General features: G+C 69.4%; 16 protein-coding genes. 5 read left to right on the top strand and 11 right to left on the bottom strand.

The features are described 5' to 3' along the window. Positions 1–133: 133 nt before the first annotated feature. The 5 genes from ASF40_RS11475 to rplJ form a co-directional block, all read right to left on the bottom strand. The gene (locus tag ASF40_RS11475; RefSeq protein ID WP_056369127.1) at positions 134–1471 is read right to left on the bottom strand and encodes an ABC transporter substrate-binding protein; all 1338 of its coding nucleotides are present in this window, start codon (positions 1469–1471) and stop codon (positions 134–136) included. Between the two features lie 95 nt (positions 1472–1566). Further along, entirely contained in the window at positions 1567–2490 is a 924-nt protein-coding gene (locus ASF40_RS11470; protein WP_056369126.1) for a carbohydrate ABC transporter permease, read from the bottom strand. Then, on the bottom strand, positions 2477–3403 hold the full coding sequence (locus ASF40_RS11465; protein WP_056369125.1) for a carbohydrate ABC transporter permease: 927 nt from the start codon (positions 3401–3403) through the stop codon (positions 2477–2479). Before ASF40_RS11465 ends, ASF40_RS11470 begins: the two co-directional genes overlap by 14 nt. A 308-nt stretch (positions 3404–3711) precedes the next feature. Then, complete coding sequence (gene rplL, locus ASF40_RS11460) at positions 3712–4098, bottom strand: 50S ribosomal protein L7/L12 (protein ID WP_056369123.1); 387 nt, start codon at positions 4096–4098, stop codon at positions 3712–3714. 44 nt (positions 4099–4142) lie between these two features. Then, positions 4143–4658: a 50S ribosomal protein L10 gene (rplJ, locus tag ASF40_RS11455; protein ID WP_056369120.1), complete on the bottom strand. Its 516-nt coding sequence runs from the start codon at positions 4656–4658 to the stop codon at positions 4143–4145. A gap of 373 nt (positions 4659–5031) precedes the next feature. Between rplJ and ASF40_RS11450 the strand changes: the two genes are divergently transcribed. The 4 genes from ASF40_RS11450 (at position 5032) to ASF40_RS11440 (ending at position 8617) form a co-directional block, all read left to right on the top strand. Beyond that, positions 5032–6684 (top strand): M28 family peptidase, encoded by a 1653-nt coding sequence (locus ASF40_RS11450; RefSeq protein WP_056369118.1) that lies wholly within the window; start codon positions 5032–5034, stop codon positions 6682–6684. Positions 6685–6852: 168 nt separating this feature from the next. After that, positions 6853–8073 (top strand): formaldehyde dehydrogenase, glutathione-independent, encoded by a 1221-nt coding sequence (fdhA, locus tag ASF40_RS11445; protein ID WP_056369112.1) that lies wholly within the window; start codon positions 6853–6855, stop codon positions 8071–8073. 47 nt (positions 8074–8120) lie between these two features. Then, positions 8121–8291, top strand: a complete 171-nt coding sequence (locus ASF40_RS20870) for a GlcG/HbpS family heme-binding protein (RefSeq protein ID WP_082497016.1) — start codon at positions 8121–8123, stop codon at positions 8289–8291. Beyond that, a complete protein-coding gene (locus tag ASF40_RS11440) occupies positions 8288–8617 on the top strand; it encodes a GlcG/HbpS family heme-binding protein (protein WP_082497015.1) in 330 nt (109 codons plus the stop codon). The genes ASF40_RS20870 and ASF40_RS11440 overlap by 4 nt, the downstream gene beginning before the upstream one ends. A 32-nt stretch (positions 8618–8649) precedes the next feature. Here ASF40_RS11440 and ASF40_RS11435 read toward each other — a convergent pair whose 3' ends face one another. Next, the gene (locus tag ASF40_RS11435; protein ID WP_056369109.1) at positions 8650–9285 is read right to left on the bottom strand and encodes a 4a-hydroxytetrahydrobiopterin dehydratase; all 636 of its coding nucleotides are present in this window, start codon (positions 9283–9285) and stop codon (positions 8650–8652) included. A gap of 113 nt (positions 9286–9398) precedes the next feature. Here ASF40_RS11435 and ASF40_RS11430 point away from each other — a divergent pair, with 113 nt between their 5' ends. Next, positions 9399–10106 (top strand): YqaJ viral recombinase family protein, encoded by a 708-nt coding sequence (locus ASF40_RS11430; RefSeq protein ID WP_056369107.1) that lies wholly within the window; start codon positions 9399–9401, stop codon positions 10104–10106. Between the two features lie 24 nt (positions 10107–10130). Here ASF40_RS11430 and ASF40_RS11425 read toward each other — a convergent pair whose 3' ends face one another. The 5 genes from ASF40_RS11425 to ASF40_RS11405 all read right to left on the bottom strand — a co-directional run bounded on the left by ASF40_RS11425 (position 10131) and on the right by ASF40_RS11405 (position 16094). Next, on the bottom strand, positions 10131–10634 hold the full coding sequence (locus ASF40_RS11425; RefSeq protein ID WP_056369105.1) for a 2'-5' RNA ligase family protein: 504 nt from the start codon (positions 10632–10634) through the stop codon (positions 10131–10133). 43 nt (positions 10635–10677) lie between these two features. Beyond that, entirely contained in the window at positions 10678–12558 is a 1881-nt protein-coding gene (locus tag ASF40_RS11420; protein ID WP_056369103.1) for a dipeptide ABC transporter ATP-binding protein, read from the bottom strand. Then, the gene (locus ASF40_RS11415; RefSeq protein WP_235560213.1) at positions 12555–13421 is read right to left on the bottom strand and encodes an ABC transporter permease; all 867 of its coding nucleotides are present in this window, start codon (positions 13419–13421) and stop codon (positions 12555–12557) included. The genes ASF40_RS11420 and ASF40_RS11415 overlap by 4 nt, the downstream gene beginning before the upstream one ends. Then, a complete protein-coding gene (locus tag ASF40_RS11410; protein ID WP_056369098.1) occupies positions 13418–14374 on the bottom strand; it encodes an ABC transporter permease in 957 nt (318 codons plus the stop codon). Before ASF40_RS11410 ends, ASF40_RS11415 begins: the two co-directional genes overlap by 4 nt. 73 nt (positions 14375–14447) lie before the next feature. After that, positions 14448–16094, bottom strand: coding sequence for an ABC transporter substrate-binding protein (locus ASF40_RS11405; RefSeq protein WP_056369096.1), 1647 nt, complete (start codon positions 16092–16094; stop codon positions 14448–14450). Positions 16095–16103 lie beyond the last annotated feature (9 nt).

Below are 16103 nucleotides of genomic sequence, written 5' to 3'. Positions count from 1 at the left end.
CCCGGGCCGCAGTCCGCCGTCCCCGGGCGGCGTGCCCGCCCGGGACCGGACCCCTCATCACTTCGGTCCGGCCCCGCGCGGTCCTGGGGACGACGGGGTCGCGCGCTCGAATGGGCGCGACCCCGCTCGTCGGCTAGATGGCGGCGTCGTCGAGCGCCCGCTGCAGCTCGGCGATGAAGCTCGCCGCGGCGTCCTCGGGCGTCACTTCGCCGAACAGCACCCGCTGGGTGTGCTGGTCGATGATCGTCTCGATGGCTCCACCGCCCGGCGGGGTGGCGGGGGGCGCGTCTCCCACGCGCGGCGCGATCTTGTCGAGGAAGTCGACGACCTCCTGGTTGACCTCGTCGAGCTTGGGGGTGATGTACTCGCGGATCTTCTCGTTGGCCGGCACGCCGCGCTCGGCGAGCAGCAGGTCGGCCGCCTCCTCGCTGTTCGCGAGGAAGTCGAGGAACAGCGCGACCTCGGCGGGGTGCTCGGTCTTGGCCGACGCCGACCAGAACATCGACGGCTTGTAGTACGCGGCGGCGTCTTCGCCCTCGTCCGGCGTCGGCACCATGAGCGGCACGAGGTTCTGACCGCTCGCGTCGCGCAGCGCCGCGACCTGGTTCGACCACCACGGTCCGAAGGCCGACTGGTTGGTCGCCGTGAACGACTCTGCGAGTCCGGCCGACTCGCGCTCGATCGTCGCAGAGGGGACGGGCGTGCCGCCGGCCTCGGTGACATCGAGCAGGTTCTGCCACCAGGCGGCGAGCGTCTTCTCGGTCGCGGTCACCTCGGGCGATCCGTCCTCGGCGTACAGCGACTCGCCGTGCTGACGCAGCCAGTTGTTGAGGCCGCCGTCCTCGAAGCCCCACGACTGCGAGCCGACGACCGCGCCGCCGCTGGCGGCGGTGACCTCCTCGGCGATCTCGTTGAGGTCGTCCCACGACCACGTCTCGTCGTCGGGAACATCGATGCCGAGGCTCTCGAGGACATCCACGTTCGCCATATATGTGTACGTGTTGATGCCGACCGGGATGCCGTACTGCGTGCCGTCGAGCGCTCCGGTGCCGAGCACCGACTCCGGGAAGTCGCCGGTGGGCAGCTGGTCGCCGAGGGTTCCGAGGTCGAGCAGCACGCCGTTCGCGGCGTACGTCGAGAGCTGCTTCTCGTCCATCTGGATGATGTCGGGCGCATCGCCGGCCGCCACCGTGGTGGCGAGCTTGTCCCAGTAGCCCGCCCAGTCGGTGTACTGCGGCTCGATGGTGATGTTCTCGTGCTCGGCCTCGAAGGCCGCGATGAGCTCCTCGGTGATCCCGTGGCGGACGTCGTTGCCCCACCAGGTGAAGCTGAGCGTCACGGGCTCGTCGGACAGTGTCGGGCCGGTGGCGGGGGTCTCCGCCTGACCCGCGCACGCCGTCAGCGTCAGCATCGTCGCTGCGCCGACGGAGGTCAGCAGCAACCAGCGCGGTGCGGTTGTGGTGCGTCGCATGTCTTGCATCCTTTCGACCGAAGTCGGTGAGTGGTGTTGGTGCGTTGTGATGAGGGTGGGCCCGGCGGCCCGCGAAGCGGTGCGTGACGCGAGCGTCACTTGATCCCGGTCGTCGCGATCCCCTTGATGAGGAACTTCTGGCCGAACAGGAAGATCAGGAAGATCGGGATGAGCGAGACGACGCTCATCGCGAACATCTGGGCGTAGTTGGTGGAGCTCTGCGCGTCCTCGAAGGACCGCAGCGCCAGGGGCACGGTGTACAGCTCGGGCTTGGTGAGGAAGATCAGCTGCGAGAAGAAGTCGTTCCACGTCCAGATGAAGGTGAAGATCGCCGTCGTCGCAAGCGCCGGGACCATCAGCGGCAGGATGATCTGGAGGAAGATCCGGGGGTGACCTGCGCCGTCGATCCGCGCGGCCTCATCGAGCTCCTTCGGGATGCCGCGGATGAACTGCACCATCAGGAAGATGAAGAACGCGTCGGTGGCGAGGAGCTTCGGCACGATCAGCGGCAGGAGGGTGTTGACCCATCCCAGCTGGGAGAACAGCACGTACTGCGGGACGATGATCACGTGGATCGGGAGCATGATGCTCAGGAGCATCACCGCGAACCAGAACCGCTTGCCGGTGAACGACAGCCGCGCGAAGGCGTAGGCGGCCATCGAGCACGACACCAGGTTGCCGACGATGCAGCCGAGCACGATCAGCGCCGAGTTCCACATGTACACGTTGAACGGGTAGGCGAGCGCGTTCCAGCCGTCGGTGTAGTTCGAGACCTCGAAGCTGTCGGGGATGATGCTCGGATCGCGGAAGATCTCGTCGTTCGGACGCAGCGAGCTGACGACCATCCAGATTACGGGATAGAGCATCGCGAGCGCGAGCGCGATGAGCAGGGTGTGGCGCACGATGCTCGTCATCGGCCTGCGGAAGGGGCTCCGCCGGCGGGTGCGCGGCTGGCGTCCGGTGACGATCGTCTCGGTCGCGAGCGGGGCCGTCGTGGCGGCGTCGTCAATCTTGGTCATCGTAGAAAACCCAGAATCTCGAGGTCCAGAACATCAGGACGGTCAGAATGCCGATGATGACCAGCAGCAACCACGCCATGGCCGATGCGTAGCCCATGTTGTAGTTCGTGAAGCCCTGCTGGTACAGGTACAGCGTGTAGAAGAGCGTGGAGTCGACCGGCCCGCCGGTGCCGCCCGAGACGATGTACGCCTGGGTGAACGACTGGAACGTGCCGATCAGCTGCAGCACGGCGTTGAAGAAGATGATCGGCGTGAGCAGCGGGATCGTGATGCGGAAGAGCTGCTGCCGCCGGCTGGCCCCGTCGACGTCGGCCGCTTCGTAGTACATCGTCGGGATCTGGCGGAGGCCCGCGAGGAAGATCACCATCGGCGAGCCGAAGGTCCAGACGTTCAGGATCATGAGCGTGCCGAGGGCGGTGTCAGGGTTCGAGATCCACCCCTGCCCCTCGATTCCGAAGACCGCGAGCACCTGATTGACGAGACCGTCGACGCCGAAGATCTGGCGCCACAGGATCGCGATCGCGACGCTCGCGCCGAGCAGCGACGGCAGGTAGAAGGCCGACCGGTAGAAGGCGAGCCCGCGCAGGCCCCGGTCGAGCACGATCGCGAGGAACAGCGCGACGGCGAGCTGCAGCGGCAGCGACACGAACACGTACGTGAACGTCACCTGGAGGGCGGAGTGCAGCCGCTCGTCCTCCCACATGCGGGCGTAGTTCTGGAAGCCGATCCACTTCGGCGGGCTGAGCAGGTTGTACCGCGTGAACGACAGGCCGAACGATGCCACCATCGGGCCGATCGTGATCAGCGCCAGCCCGACGAACCACGGGGCGAGGAAGAGGTAGGCGGCCTTGTTCTGCTTCTTGCCGTCGCCCTTCGCTGTCTTGAGCTTGCCGAGCTCGCTGATCGCGCTCATGCGGATGCTCCGCGTGCGCGCCGCGGGGGCCGCGTTCTGGGGCGGTGCGTCGTCGTCACCGAATCCTCCGGTCTCGTCTTCGAGGGTGAGAATGCGCTTTCTGGAATGCGCTTTCTCATTCTTGTCAGAACGGATGCTGCAGCGCAAGCCCTGCGGTGAAATCAACGGTGGAGCGTGACCGATTCGTGAGAAAGGGATTTCGCAGAATGCGCAGTCTCACTCGGCGGCGGACCGCCGACAGCACGACGAAGGCCCCGGATGCCGTGCATCCGGGGCCTTCGTGGGTTCGCTGCAGAAGCAGCGCGGGATTACTTGAGGGTAACCGTCGCGCCGGCCTCTTCGAGAGCGGCCTTCGCCTTCTCGGCGGTCTCCTTGTTGGCGCCCTCGAGGACGGCCTTCGGAGCGCCGTCGACGACCGCCTTCGCCTCACCCAGGCCGAGCGAGGTGAGCTCGCGGACGACCTTGATGACCTGGATCTTCTTGTCGCCGGCGGCCTCGAGGACGACGTCGAACGAGTCCTTCTCCTCGGCCTCTTCCGGAGCGGCACCGGCGGGCGCGCCCGCAGCGGCAACCGCGACCGGGGCGGCGGCGGTGACGTCGAAGGTCTCCTCGAACGCCTTGACGAACTCGCTGAGCTCGATGAGCGTGAGCTCCTTGAACGCGTCGAGCAGCTCCTCAGTGCTGAGCTTTGCCATGATGTTTCTCCTTGATTGTGGTTTTGCTACGCCGAGGCCCGGTGTCAGGCCGCGGACTCCTGCTTCTCGCGCAGCGCGTCGACCGTGCGGACGGCCTTCGACGGAAGCGCATTGAAGACGTATGCCGCCTTGGTCATCGAGGCCTTCATCGCACCGGCGAGCTTCGCCAGCAGGACTTCACGGCTCTCGAGGTCGGCGAGCTTGTTGACCTCGTCAGCGCTCAGGGGGTTTCCGTCGAAGAAACCGCCCTTGATCACGAGAAGAGGGTGTGCCTTGGCGAAGGCACGGAGACCCTTCGCGACGGAGACCGGGTCACCGTGCACGAATGCGATGGCCGACGGACCCTTGAGGTCGTCGTCCAGCGACGAGATCCCCGCGTTGTTCGCGGCGATCTTGGTCAGCGTGTTCTTCACCACGGCGTATTCCGCGTCCTGACGGATGCTGTTGCGCAGCTCCTTGAGCTGGGCAACCGTCAGACCGCGGTACTCGGTCAGCAGAACGGCGGTCGAGTCCTCGAAGTGCTTCGTGAGCTCGGCGACCGATGCTTCCTTCTGCGCCATGGCCACTCCTTGTGTGAATGAGACGCTCCGCGGTGGCGGGGCGCCGGCCGAAGGCTCCCGGTCATCCTCGTCGCGGCAACAAAAAAGCTCCGGCGCAAGCGCACGGAGCGGGATTCCTGAATCCAGGAGAATCGTTCGTGACACCTGCGCGGGCCCCTGCGTTGCAGAGCTTCGATCTTCATGCGTTCGCACGCACGTCGATGACCGGCGGTCTTCGGCTTCCACAAGCGTAGAGGATGCCGCTCCCAATGCCAAATCGAGACGGAGAGGCGTCTCCGGGCGATGTGCGCAGGCCTCCGCCCGGATTCTCACACTTTCTTCACTTCCCCCTGGAGAGCGCTTTGCATATGCTCCCTCGCGACGGGTGTCAACGATGACGCCCGCGTTGGAGGGGAAGACGATGTACCCATCTAGAACACTTTCCAAGCGCGCCAAGGTGGCGGTGATCGCGACGACGGCGGTCGCCGCCCTGGCGCTGGTTCCGGCAGGCGGCGCTTTCGCGGCACCCGCCCAGGCGTGCGAGACACGCACGAACAACACGTACGAGAAGCTCCTCTCATGCGTGACCGTCGACGGGGTCCTCGAACACGAGCAGGCGCTGCAGACCATCGCGAGTGCCAACGGCGGGACTCGTGCGGCCGGCACCGCGGGCTACACCGCGAGCGTCGAGTACGTGGTCGACACACTCAAGGCGGCGGGCTGGAACGTCGAGCTCGACGAGTTCCCGTTCACCTTCGTGCCGCCGCCCGTCCTCGAACAGCTGACGCCGGTCGCCGCCGGGTACGGCTCCGGCACCTTCACCGGAACCGGGTACGGCGAGGTCACGGGCAACGTCATCCCGGTCGACATCGTCCTCACCCCGCCGCGAGACCCGGTCACGAGCGCGTGCGACGCGTCGGACTTCGTGGGTCTCGACTTCTCGGGGCCGAACGACATCGCGCTCATCCAGCGCGGCACGTGCGAGTTCGGCGTGAAGGCGATCAACGCGCAGAATGCCGGCGCCGAGGCCGTGATCATCTTCAACCAGGGCAATACCCCGCTGCGCGAAGGGCTCGTGACGGGCACGCTGTTCGGCATCAACCAGACGCCACTCAGCATCCCGGTCGTGGGCGCGAGCTTCGCCGACGGCGCGGCGCTCGCCCAGGCGGGCTCGACGGCGCACATCGTCGTCGATGAGCCCGAGTCGCGTCCGCAGGTCAACGTGATCGCGGAACTGCCCGGCGTCAACGACACGAACGTCGTCATGGCAGGTGCGCACCTCGACTCCGTGCTGGCCGGTCCCGGCATCAACGACAACGGCAGCGGTTCGTCGGCACTCCTCGAGATCGCCCAGCAGATCTCGAAGCTCAAGCCCCAGAACACGGTCCGCTTCGCGTGGTGGGGTGCCGAGGAGAGCGGCCTGCTCGGCTCGCGCGCGTGGGTCGACCAGCAGGTCTCGGAGGGCACCCTCGACGAGGTCGCGCTCTACCTGAACTTCGACATGGTGGCATCGCCGAACTACATCTTCATGGTGTACGACGGCGACGAGTCGGGTTGGGACGCGCCTGCCGGTGTGCCGATCCCCGAGGGCTCCACCCAGATCGAGGACCTGTTCGAGAGCTACTACACGTGGGCGGGCGTACCGTACGACGACGCGCAGTTCAGCGGCCGCAGCGACTACCAGGCGTTCATCCTGAACGGCGTGCCGGCAGGCGGCCTGTTCACCGGCGCCGAGGTGCCGAAGACCGCGCAGCAGCAGGCGATCTGGGGCGGTGTGGCGGGCCAGCAGTACGACCCGTGCTACCACCTCGCGTGCGACGACATCGACAACCTCGCGCTGGACGCACTCGACGTCAACTCCGATGCGATCGCCGCAGCCGTGATGACGTACGCGTACTCCACCGAGACGGTGAACGGCGTGCCCGGCAAGAACGTTCCGGGAAACTTCACGTTCCCGGCTCCCGCCGGCCCCCAGGGCACCGTGAACCTTCCCGGTGGCGGGGGGCTCGCACCCGACCACGACCACGTGAACGGCGACGTCGACTGAGTCGATGAGCTGGGCGAGGCGGGGGTGCCGATTCGGCACCCCCGCTTTCGCGTGCGCCCCGACATCGGAACCCATTGCGCCGATCCCCCGGGAGGACGATGCTCGGACGCGAACCCCAGAACGACAGAGTCGCACGACCACGTCTGCCGAGCGACGGAGAGGACGACGATGTCTGGAAACAGGGCGGTGGCGTACAAGGGGCCGGGTGAGGTCGAGGTCATCGACACCGACTACCCGACGTTCGAGCTGAAGGACGGGCCGGGCGTGAACCCGGCGAACGTGGGCAGGAAGGTGCCGCACGGCGCAATCCTCAAGACCGTGTCGACGAACATCTGCGGGTCGGATCAGCACATGGTCCGCGGCCGCACCACGGCGCCGGCGGGGCTCGTGCTCGGTCACGAGATCACCGGCGAAGTCGTCGAGGTCGGCCCCGACGTCGAGTTCGTCAAGGTCGGCGACATCGTCTCCGTCCCCTTCAACATCGCGTGCGGCCGCTGCCGCAACTGCAAGGAGGGCAAGACCGGCATCTGCCTCAACGTCAACCCCGACCGCCCCGGCAGTGCCTACGGGTACGTCGACATGGGCGGGTGGGTCGGCGGACAGGCCGAATACGTCCTCGTCCCCTACGCCGACTGGAACCTCTTGGTCTTCCCCGACCGCGACCAGGCGCTCGAGAAGATCCTCGACCTGACGATGCTCTCCGACATCTTCCCCACCGGCTTCCACGGCGCCTACACCGCCGGTGTGCGGCCGGGGTCCACGGTCTACATCGCCGGCGCCGGGCCCGTGGGTCTCGCGGCGGCGGTCGGCGCGCAGCTGCTCGGCGCGGCCGTGGTCATCGTGGGCGACCTCAACGCCGACCGCCTCGCCCGCGCCCGTTCGTTCGGCTGCGAGACGGTCGACGTGTCGAAGGGCGACCCGAAGGACCAGATCGCCGAGATCCTGGGCGTCCCCGAGGTCGACAGCGGCGTCGACGCCGTCGGCTTCGAGGCGAGAGGACACGGATCGGATGCCTCGCACGAGGCGCCCGCGACGGTGCTCAACTCGCTCATGGACCTGACTGCGGCGGGCGGCGCCCTCGGCATCCCCGGCCTCTACGTCACCGGCGACCCGGGCGGCATCGACGAGGCCGCCAAGGTGGGATCGCTGTCACTGCGTCTCGGCCTCGGCTGGGCGAAGTCGCTGTCGTTCACCACCGGCCAGTGCCCGGTCATGAAGTACAACCGCCAGCTCATGATGGCGATCCTCCACGACAAGGTGCACATCGCCGACGCCGTCGGCGCGACCCCCATCGGCCTCGAAGACGCCCCGCAGGGCTATGCCGACTTCGACCAGGGTGCCGCCAAGAAGTACGTGCTCGACCCCAACGGCTACATCCGGACCGCTTGACCGCGCCTCGGCCCGAGGCATCCGTCCCGCTATGAAAGGAACTCCCCATGTCCGTGACCCTCGCAGACGCCCGCCGCGTGATCGAAGCCGCTGAGAAGCGCGCCGACGAGATCGGCCAGCCCATGAACATCGCCGTCGTCGATGCGGGCGGCAACCTCGTCGCGCACGTGCGCCAGGACGGCGCCTGGATCGGCAGCACGAGATCGGCCAGCCCATGAACATCGCCGTCGTCGATGCGGGCGGCAACCTCGTCGCGCACGTGCGCCAGGACGGCGCCTGGATCGGCAGCATCGAGATCTCGATCAGCAAGGCATGGACGTCGAAGGCGTTCGACATCTCGACCAAGGACCTCGGCGACAACTCGCAGCCGACGCAGCAGTTCTTCGGCATCCACACCACCAACGCGCACGGCCGCGGCGTCGCGATCTTCGCCGGCGGAGTGCCGCTCAGCCGCGACGGCAAGGTCGTCGGCGCGGTCGGCGTCAGCGGCGGCTCGGGCGAGCAGGACCAGACCGTCGCAGAGGCCGGCGCCGCAGCGTTCTGACGCCTCAGCCGCCGGCCGGCGCCCCGGCGACGTCAGGTGCGCCAGGGGCAGAGATCGACCTTGTGACCGTCGGCGTCGGCGAGCGTCCACCATTCGGGCGCGTGCGAGTCGTCGACGATGACGCCGCCCGCGGCGAGCGCGGCGTCGAGCCGCTTCTCGATGACGTCGCGTGGTCCGTTGACGTCGAGGTGCGATCGACCCCGCAGCGGCTTGTCGACCGGCTGGAACCAGATGAGCGGGCCGCGGCCGTCCTTGTCGAACAGGACGCCGTCGCGCACCTCCGAGAATCCAGTCGCCGCCTTCCAGAACGGCACGACGGCGCCGGGGTCGGGTGTGGCGACCGCGAGCATCACGTCGAGCATTCGCCCGGTGTCGGCCGGGATGTCGAGTTCGCGCGCGGCCTGCGAGATCTGCGCGGCGAGCGCCGCGTCCTTCTGCGTCAGTCCGCCCGCCGAGTGCGTCATGAGCCGCACGCGCACGGAGGTGTATCGCACGTCGACGTCGGGATGGTGGTCGGCCGCCTCTGCCAGTTCGGCGATCGCGCCGAAGAGCTGCGCCCCGGCGGCGAACGTGCCGGTGCGGAACAGCGCGAACGCCCCGGTCACGCGCGGATGCCAGTCCTCGACACCGGGGAACGCGCGGAACTCGCCTGAAGTGATGGTGTCCATGCCCTGAGGATGCCACCGTGGCCGCCGACCGCAACCCCCCTTGCACGCCGCGGGCCCTCGACCGCGGTGCGTCGCAGGCGGCGGATGTCGGGTTCGCGGCGTAGCCTCGAAGGGTGAATCCCGTTCCCTCCGTCGCGCACCCGTCCGGGCTCGCGGCGCAGGCACCGGAGGTCGCCGCCCGCATCGTCGCGGACTCGCGCGACCGGGTGGCCTGGGTGCGCGCGCGGTCCCGGGGCATCACCGCGACGGACGTCGCCACCCTCACCTCCGACAGGGCGATCGCCCGCGCGGCCGATGCGAAGCTCCTCGGCTCGGGCTTCTCGGGGAACGCCTACACCGCGCACGGACGCGCCCGCGAGCCCGAGATCGCGGCGTGGGTCGCGGCGACCCACGGCATCCAGCCGTCGTCCGCGCTCTTCCACGCGGTCGTCGAGAAGCGCCACCTCGCGACCCCCGACGGCATCGGTGTCGACAGCGCGGGTCGCATCACGCTGGCCGAGATCAAGACGACGAACAAGGCGTGGCGCAGCATCCCGCGGGGCTACCTCCGCCAGGTGTGGTGGCAGCAGCACGTGCTGGGCGCGGAGCGCACGCTGGTCGCGTGGGAGCAGCACGACGGCTTCGTCCCCGTCGACGACGAGCCCCGCTGCGCGTGGGTCGATCGCGACGACGCCGAGATCGCGAAGCTCGTGCGCCTCGCGACCTCCCTCATCGACGAGCTCTACCTGCGCACCATGCGCGCACGGCAGCAGCCGGCACGGACCCCGCAGCCGCCCGCCGCGCCGCGGGAGCCGTTCCGCGCGCTCGCCCTCGCGGACTGACCGCTCGCGCAGCCGGCGCCGCACTCACCGGATCGTGATGACGCGCCGGTTCTCGGCATCCCACACCCGCGCACCGACGGCTTCCCCGCTGATGTGCGGGGCGCTGATCGTGCGCATCGCCGTCGCCAGTCGTACCGCGGTCAGCCCACGCGCGAGGGTGATGTGCGGCGTCCAGTGGTCGATGCGCGTGGTCGAGTAGCGGGGCTCGGGTCTGCCGGCGAGCTCGGCCACGACGCGGTGGATCTCCAGCAGGGCGGAGGTCACGACGACCTGGCGCGTGAGCACGTACCGATCCCGGTGGCCGAGGAGCAGCACTCCTCCGAGCTCGAGGGGAACGGGAAGCATCTCGGCGATGCCGGCGAAGGCCGGCGGCTCGAGATGCTCCCGCACCGCGAGCGTGACGTGGGGGCGGTTGCTGGGCGCCGGGTTGCGTCCTGAGCTCGGCAGATCCGCGCCGAGGAGCCGGTCCCAGTCCTCCCGCACCACGCGGTCGATCTCGTCATCCGGAATCAGCTCGACGCTGAACACCCCTCCATCCTCCCGCGCGCCGGCGTCCTGCGCCGGACACGGCTCACCGCGCCTGCCTGGCCGCCTCGACCTTCGCCGTCTCCGCTGCTGCGGCCTCCGCATCGCCGTCGTCCGCACCCGCGTCCGATACGCCGCCATCGATACCCGCGGCCTCGACCTCGGCACCCGCCGCTTCGGCGTCCCAGCCGGGCTTCGGCACCGAGTCGATGAGCAGCCGCGTGTACTCGTGCTGCGGGGCTGCCAGGAGCTCCGCCGTGCGACCGCGCTCGACGATCTCGCCGCGGCGCATCACGACGGTCTCGTCGCACACGCGCCTGACGACGGCGAGGTCGTGGCTGATGAAGAGCACGGTGAGTCCGCGCTCCCGTCGGATGCGGTCGACGAGGTCGAGCACCTGCGCCTGCACCGAGACGTCGAGCGCGCTCGTCGCCTCGTCCATCACGAGCACGTCCGGCTCGATCGCGAGGGCGCGGGCGATCGCGACGCGCTGCCGCTGACCGCCCGAGAGGGTCCGCGGCCGCGCGGCGGCGTGCTTCTCCCCCAGTCCGACCTGGGCGAGCAGCTCGAGCACCTGCGCCCGTGCCTCGGTCGCGCTCACTCGGGTGTGCAGGCGCAGGGCGTCTTCGATCGCGCGGCCCGCCGTGATGCGCGGGTCGAGCGACAGGTACGGATCCTGGAACACCATCTGCACGCTGCGTGCGTGCGCGAGCCGCTCGCGCCGGTTGCGGGGAACCGCGGTGCGCTCGCGACCGTCGATGCGGATGTCGCCCTGGTCGGCGGCCTCGAGCCCCACGATCATGCGGGCGAGCGTCGACTTGCCCGACCCCGACTCGCCCACCACCCCCAGCGCGCCGCCGCGAGTCACCGCGACCGACGCGCCGATCACCGCACGCACCGGCTCCTTGCCCCGGCGGACGTACGTCTTCGACACCCCGGCCGCCTCGAGCATCGGTCGTGCGGGAGCGGCCGTGGCCGCAGCATCCGTTTCCCTGTCGTCGTGCACAGAATCGGACGTCATCCACGACACGCCGGCGGACGGATGCTGCGCCCCGGCGTGTTCCGCAGAATCTCCGATGCTGTGGTCCGCGGTCGAGCCCGGCGCGGCGCCGACGAGGGTCGGGGTCGCGGCGACGAGGCGCCGCGTGTACTCGGCGCGCGGGTCGCGCAGCACCTCGTGCGCGCGGCCCTGCTCGACGACCTGCCCGCCGCTCATCACGTACACGCGGTCGCACAGCGACGCCGCGAGGTTGAGGTCGTGCGTGATGAAGAGCATGCCCAGGCCACGGCTCGCGCGCTGCTCGGTGAGCACGCCGATGATCTCCGCCTGGGTGGTCACATCGAGGGCCGTCGTGGGCTCATCGCACACGAGGAGCTTCGGCGACGTCGTCAGGGCTCCCGCGATCATGACGCGTTGCAGCATCCCGCCCGAGAACTCGTGCGGGAACTGGCGCAGGTGGTCTTCGGGGCGCGGGAGGCGCACCGCCTCGAGCAGCTCGACGGCGCGTGCGCGCGCAGCATCCGTCGACCATCCCTCTGCGAGGCGGAGCGCCTCGGTGAGGTGATCGCCGATCGTCCTCATCGGATTGATGCCCGCCCGCGGATCCTGGAAGATCATCGCCGCGCCGTGGCGACGCAGCTGCCGGAGTTCGGGCGCGGCGGCGGTGAGCACTCCGGCGCCGTCGAGCACGACCTCGCCGGTGATCGTGGAGCGGTCGGGAACGAGCCCCAGCACGGTGCGGGCGGTCAGCGACTTTCCCGACCCGGACTCGCCGACGAGGCCGACGGTCTCGCCCGCGGCCACCGACAGCGAGATGCCGTGCAGAAGCCGCGTGCCGTCGGGCAGGTCGAGCGTGAGGTCGCGGATGTCGAGCAAGGCCGGATTCGGCGCGACGGCAGGTTCGGCGAAGGTCTCGGTTGCGTTCATGCCGGGATCTCCCCACCGATGCGGTCGGAGAGCTCTTCCCCGATGATGTTGACGGCCACGACGACCACGACGACGGCCACGGCCGGCACGAACGCGGGCAGGAAGTGCCCGCCGATGAGCCCGGCCTGCGCCTCGTTGATCATCGCGCCCCAGTCGGCGGTGGGCGGCTGCACGCCCAGGCCGAGGAACGACAGGGCCGCGAGCTCCGCGAGCACGTACCCGAAGTTGAGCGTCGACTGCGCCCCGACGATCGGGGTGACGTTGGGCAGCACGCGCCGCAGCGCGATCCACGCGCCGCCGAAGCCCTGCACGCGATACGCCGCGACGTAGGGTCGCGTGCGCTCGGCGGCGATGAGCGAGCGGGTGAGGCGCGCGACGAACGGCGCGTACGCGATGCTCATCGCGATGACGGGAGCGACCAGCCCCTTGCCGAACAGCGCGACCGCCATGATCGCGATGAGCAGGGACGGGAAGGCGAACAGCACGTCGAACAGGCGACCGAGCACGGAGTCGATCCAGCCGCCGCGCCAGCCGGCGACGAGACCGAGGAGGATGCCGAGCACCGTCGACGCGATCACCACGAGGAGCGGGCCCAGCAGGGCGGTGCGCGCGCCGTAGAGGAGGCGGCTCAAGGTGTCACGGCCGAGACCGTCGGTGCCCAGCCAGTGCGCGGCACTCGGCGGCGCGTTCACCGCGGCGAAGTCGACGGCGTCCGGGTTGTACGGCGCGAGGAACGGCGCGAAGATCGCGGCCAGCGTCATCGCGGCGAGGACTGCGAGTGCGATCGCGAACGTCAGGCTGGTGCGGGGCAGCCGCGGTGCGCGCAGCACTTTGACGGCGAGGGTGGGCGTCGTGGTCATCATCGGGCACCGGCTCCGGCGGCGGATCGCGGATCGATCCAGGGTTCGAGGACGTCGATCACGGCGTTGACGAGCACGAACGCGGTCACGACGAGGAGGACGATCGCCTGCACGACCGGGAAGTCGAGGCGGTCGACCGACTGCACGAGCAGCGAGCCCATGCCGGCGAGGCCGAAGGCCGCCTCGACGATGGAGCTCGCGACGAGGAGGCCGGCCACCAGCATCCCGCTCACCGTCAGGATCGGCCCGACGGCGTTGCGGAACACGTGACGGCGGATCACCGTGCCGCGCTTGATGCCGCGGCTGATCGCGACCTCCACGTGCTCGCGATCGAGCTGGTCGATCATCGACGAACGCGTCACCTTGCCCACCAGCACGACGAACACGATCGCGAGGGCGATCGACGGAAGCACGAGGTGGTAGACCGTGTCCCAGAAGCCCTCGCCCGACCCGAACGACGGGAACCATCCGAGCTGCACCGCGAACACCGCGATGAGCACGATGGATCCGACGAACGACGGGATCGCGCCGAGCACGGTGAGTCCGATGAGGATCGAGCGGTCCGCGAGGCGGCCCCGGTGGAGGGCGGCGATCGCGCCGGCGATGAGGCCGACGACCGCGATCATCGTGCCCGCCATGACGACCAGTCCGAGGGTGACGGGCAGCCGCTCGCCGAGCACCACCGTGACGTCCTGCCGGTACTGCAGCGACCGCCCCAGGTCACCGTGCAGGAGCCCTGCCACCCAGTTGAGGTACTGCTGCCACGGCGGCAGGTCCAGACCGTACTGCGCGGTGACCTGGGCCACCGCCTCGGGGCTGGGCTTGCGGCCGCGCAGCAGGAACGCCACAGGATCGCCGGGCACCAGGAAGCGCGAGAAGAATACGAGCACGGATGCCAGGAACAGCGTGAGCAGCAGGCCGCCCAGCTTGCCGGCGATCCGGCGGACGGCGAGCATCGCTCCTGCGCCGCCCCCGGCCCGCCGCCGATCCTGGCCGGGCGCGGCGGCGACCGCCGGGCCCGCGCTCACGTCAACGGGAGCCAATGGTCGCCGCCCACGGGTAGTACATGAACGCCACCGACGGGGCGACACCGGTCACCCGGTCGCCGAGGAACAGCGTCATCGGGCCCTGGAACAGCGGCAGCCACGGCAGCTGCTCGTTCGCGATGCGCTGCGCCTGGGCGGTGACCTCGCTGCGCGCCGCGGGGTCGTCGATCGTGACGGCCTCGTTCACGAGGGCGTCGAACTCGGGGTCGCTCCAGTTCCCGTAGTTGCTGAACTCACCCGTGCGCAGCACGCTGTACATCTCGAGCGGATCCGGGCTCGACAGGTACCACGACGTGTAGAACAGGTCGATGCCCTCGCGCGCGCTCGGGTCGGAGAACAGCGCCGTGTACGCGCTCGGGCTCACCGTCTCGATGGTCGCCGTGAGGCCGATCGACTGCGCGGCGGCGGCCGCGCCCTGCGAGATGACGGTGAAGTCGTTGCTGATCGGCGCGGTGGCGATCACGATCTCCTCGCCCGCGACCCCCGCCTCGTCGATGAGCTTCTTCGCCGCTTCGACGTCGTACGGGTACTCCTCGAGCCCCTCGAACGCCTCATTCAGACCCGCCCCGCTCGCGCCGACCCACACCGACTCGGTGGTGAGCGCGTTCGTGACCTCGCCGTAGCCCTTGGCCGCAGCATCCAGGATCCCCTGCCGGTCCATCGCCATCAGCAGCGCCCGGCGCACGCGCTCGTCGCCGAGCGGACCCTCCAGGTTGTTCACGATGAGGCTGCCGACCGCGGTGTTGAGGCCGAAGTACATGTCGCCCTTGCCGGAGTCCTGCAGCTGCCCGATCGCGTCGGCCGGGATCATCCAGCCGCCGTCGACCTCGCCTGACTTCAGCGCGTTGACGCGCGCGTTGGGGTCGGTCATGAAGAGGATGTCGACCTCGCCGGCGCGAGCCCGCAGCGTGTCGTCCCAGTAGTCGTCGTAGCGGGTCAGCGTGACCGACTCGCCCGACTTCCACTCGGTGAGCGCGAACGGGCCGGTGCAGTTGACGAGCCCCGTCGAGTTGCCGTAGTCGGCCCCCTTCTCGGTCAGTGTCGCGGCGGACTCGACGACGCCCGCCGAACCGCCCATCGCGAGGTTGAACTGCGAGTCGGGGCCGTTCATGGTCACCGTCACCTCACGGTCGCCGGTCTGCTCGATCGACGCGACGTTCTGGTACACCGAGTACCACGACGAACCCACCTCCGGATCGAGGTGCCGGCTCAGGGAGGCGACGGCGTCGGCCGCGGTCAGCGGCGTGCCGTCGTGGAAGGTGACGCCGTCGCGGATCGTGTAGACCCACGTCTCGGGCGTCGGGTGCTCGAACGCCTCCGCCAGGCCAGGCGAGAGCGTGAAGTCGGGGTTCAGCCGCAGCAGCGACTCGCACACGTTCGCGAGCACCTGGTTGTCGGCGTAGTCGAACGCGTAGGCGTAGTCGAGCGAGTACGGCTCGGAGTAGCTCACCCACGAGTACGAGTCGATGTCGCCCGACGGCGCGGCCGTCTGGGCGGTGTACTCCCACTCGGGGGCGGCGGTGGCGTCGGGGCTCGACGTGTCGGCGCTGCACGCGGACAGGACGAGCGCCCCGGCCACGCCGATGCCCGCGAACGCGAGCAGGCGACGGGTGCGTCGGGTGCGGATCATGGTGCTCCT

Source organism: Microbacterium sp. Leaf288, assembly GCF_001422925.1.
In the GTDB taxonomy this organism is placed as follows: Bacteria; Actinomycetota; Actinomycetes; order Actinomycetales; family Microbacteriaceae; genus Microbacterium.
This window is presented reverse-complemented; position numbering and strand designations above follow the sequence as displayed.

Coding starts and splice junctions, on each gene's coding strand:
- ASF40_RS11415 (WP_235560213.1), bottom strand. CDS start 13,421: ATGATGACCACGACGCCCACCCTCGCCGTCAAAGTGCTGCGCGCACCG.
- rplJ (WP_056369120.1), bottom strand. CDS start 4,658: ATGGCGCAGAAGGAAGCATCGGTCGCCGAGCTCACGAAGCACTTCGAG.
- rplL (WP_056369123.1), bottom strand. CDS start 4,098: ATGGCAAAGCTCAGCACTGAGGAGCTGCTCGACGCGTTCAAGGAGCTC.
- ASF40_RS11465 (WP_056369125.1), bottom strand. CDS start 3,403: ATGAGCGCGATCAGCGAGCTCGGCAAGCTCAAGACAGCGAAGGGCGAC.
- fdhA (WP_056369112.1), top strand. CDS start 6,853: ATGTCTGGAAACAGGGCGGTGGCGTACAAGGGGCCGGGTGAGGTCGAG.
- ASF40_RS11440 (WP_082497015.1), top strand. CDS start 8,288: ATGAACATCGCCGTCGTCGATGCGGGCGGCAACCTCGTCGCGCACGTG.
- ASF40_RS11450 (WP_056369118.1), top strand. CDS start 5,032: ATGACGCCCGCGTTGGAGGGGAAGACGATGTACCCATCTAGAACACTT.
- ASF40_RS11435 (WP_056369109.1), bottom strand. CDS start 9,285: ATGGACACCATCACTTCAGGCGAGTTCCGCGCGTTCCCCGGTGTCGAG.
- ASF40_RS11420 (WP_056369103.1), bottom strand. CDS start 12,558: ATGAACGCAACCGAGACCTTCGCCGAACCTGCCGTCGCGCCGAATCCG.
- ASF40_RS11405 (WP_056369096.1), bottom strand. CDS start 16,094: ATGATCCGCACCCGACGCACCCGTCGCCTGCTCGCGTTCGCGGGCATC.
- ASF40_RS11475 (WP_056369127.1), bottom strand. CDS start 1,471: ATGCGACGCACCACAACCGCACCGCGCTGGTTGCTGCTGACCTCCGTC.
- ASF40_RS11410 (WP_056369098.1), bottom strand. CDS start 14,374: ATGCTCGCCGTCCGCCGGATCGCCGGCAAGCTGGGCGGCCTGCTGCTC.
- ASF40_RS11470 (WP_056369126.1), bottom strand. CDS start 2,490: ATGACCAAGATTGACGACGCCGCCACGACGGCCCCGCTCGCGACCGAG.
- ASF40_RS20870 (WP_082497016.1), top strand. CDS start 8,121: ATGTCCGTGACCCTCGCAGACGCCCGCCGCGTGATCGAAGCCGCTGAG.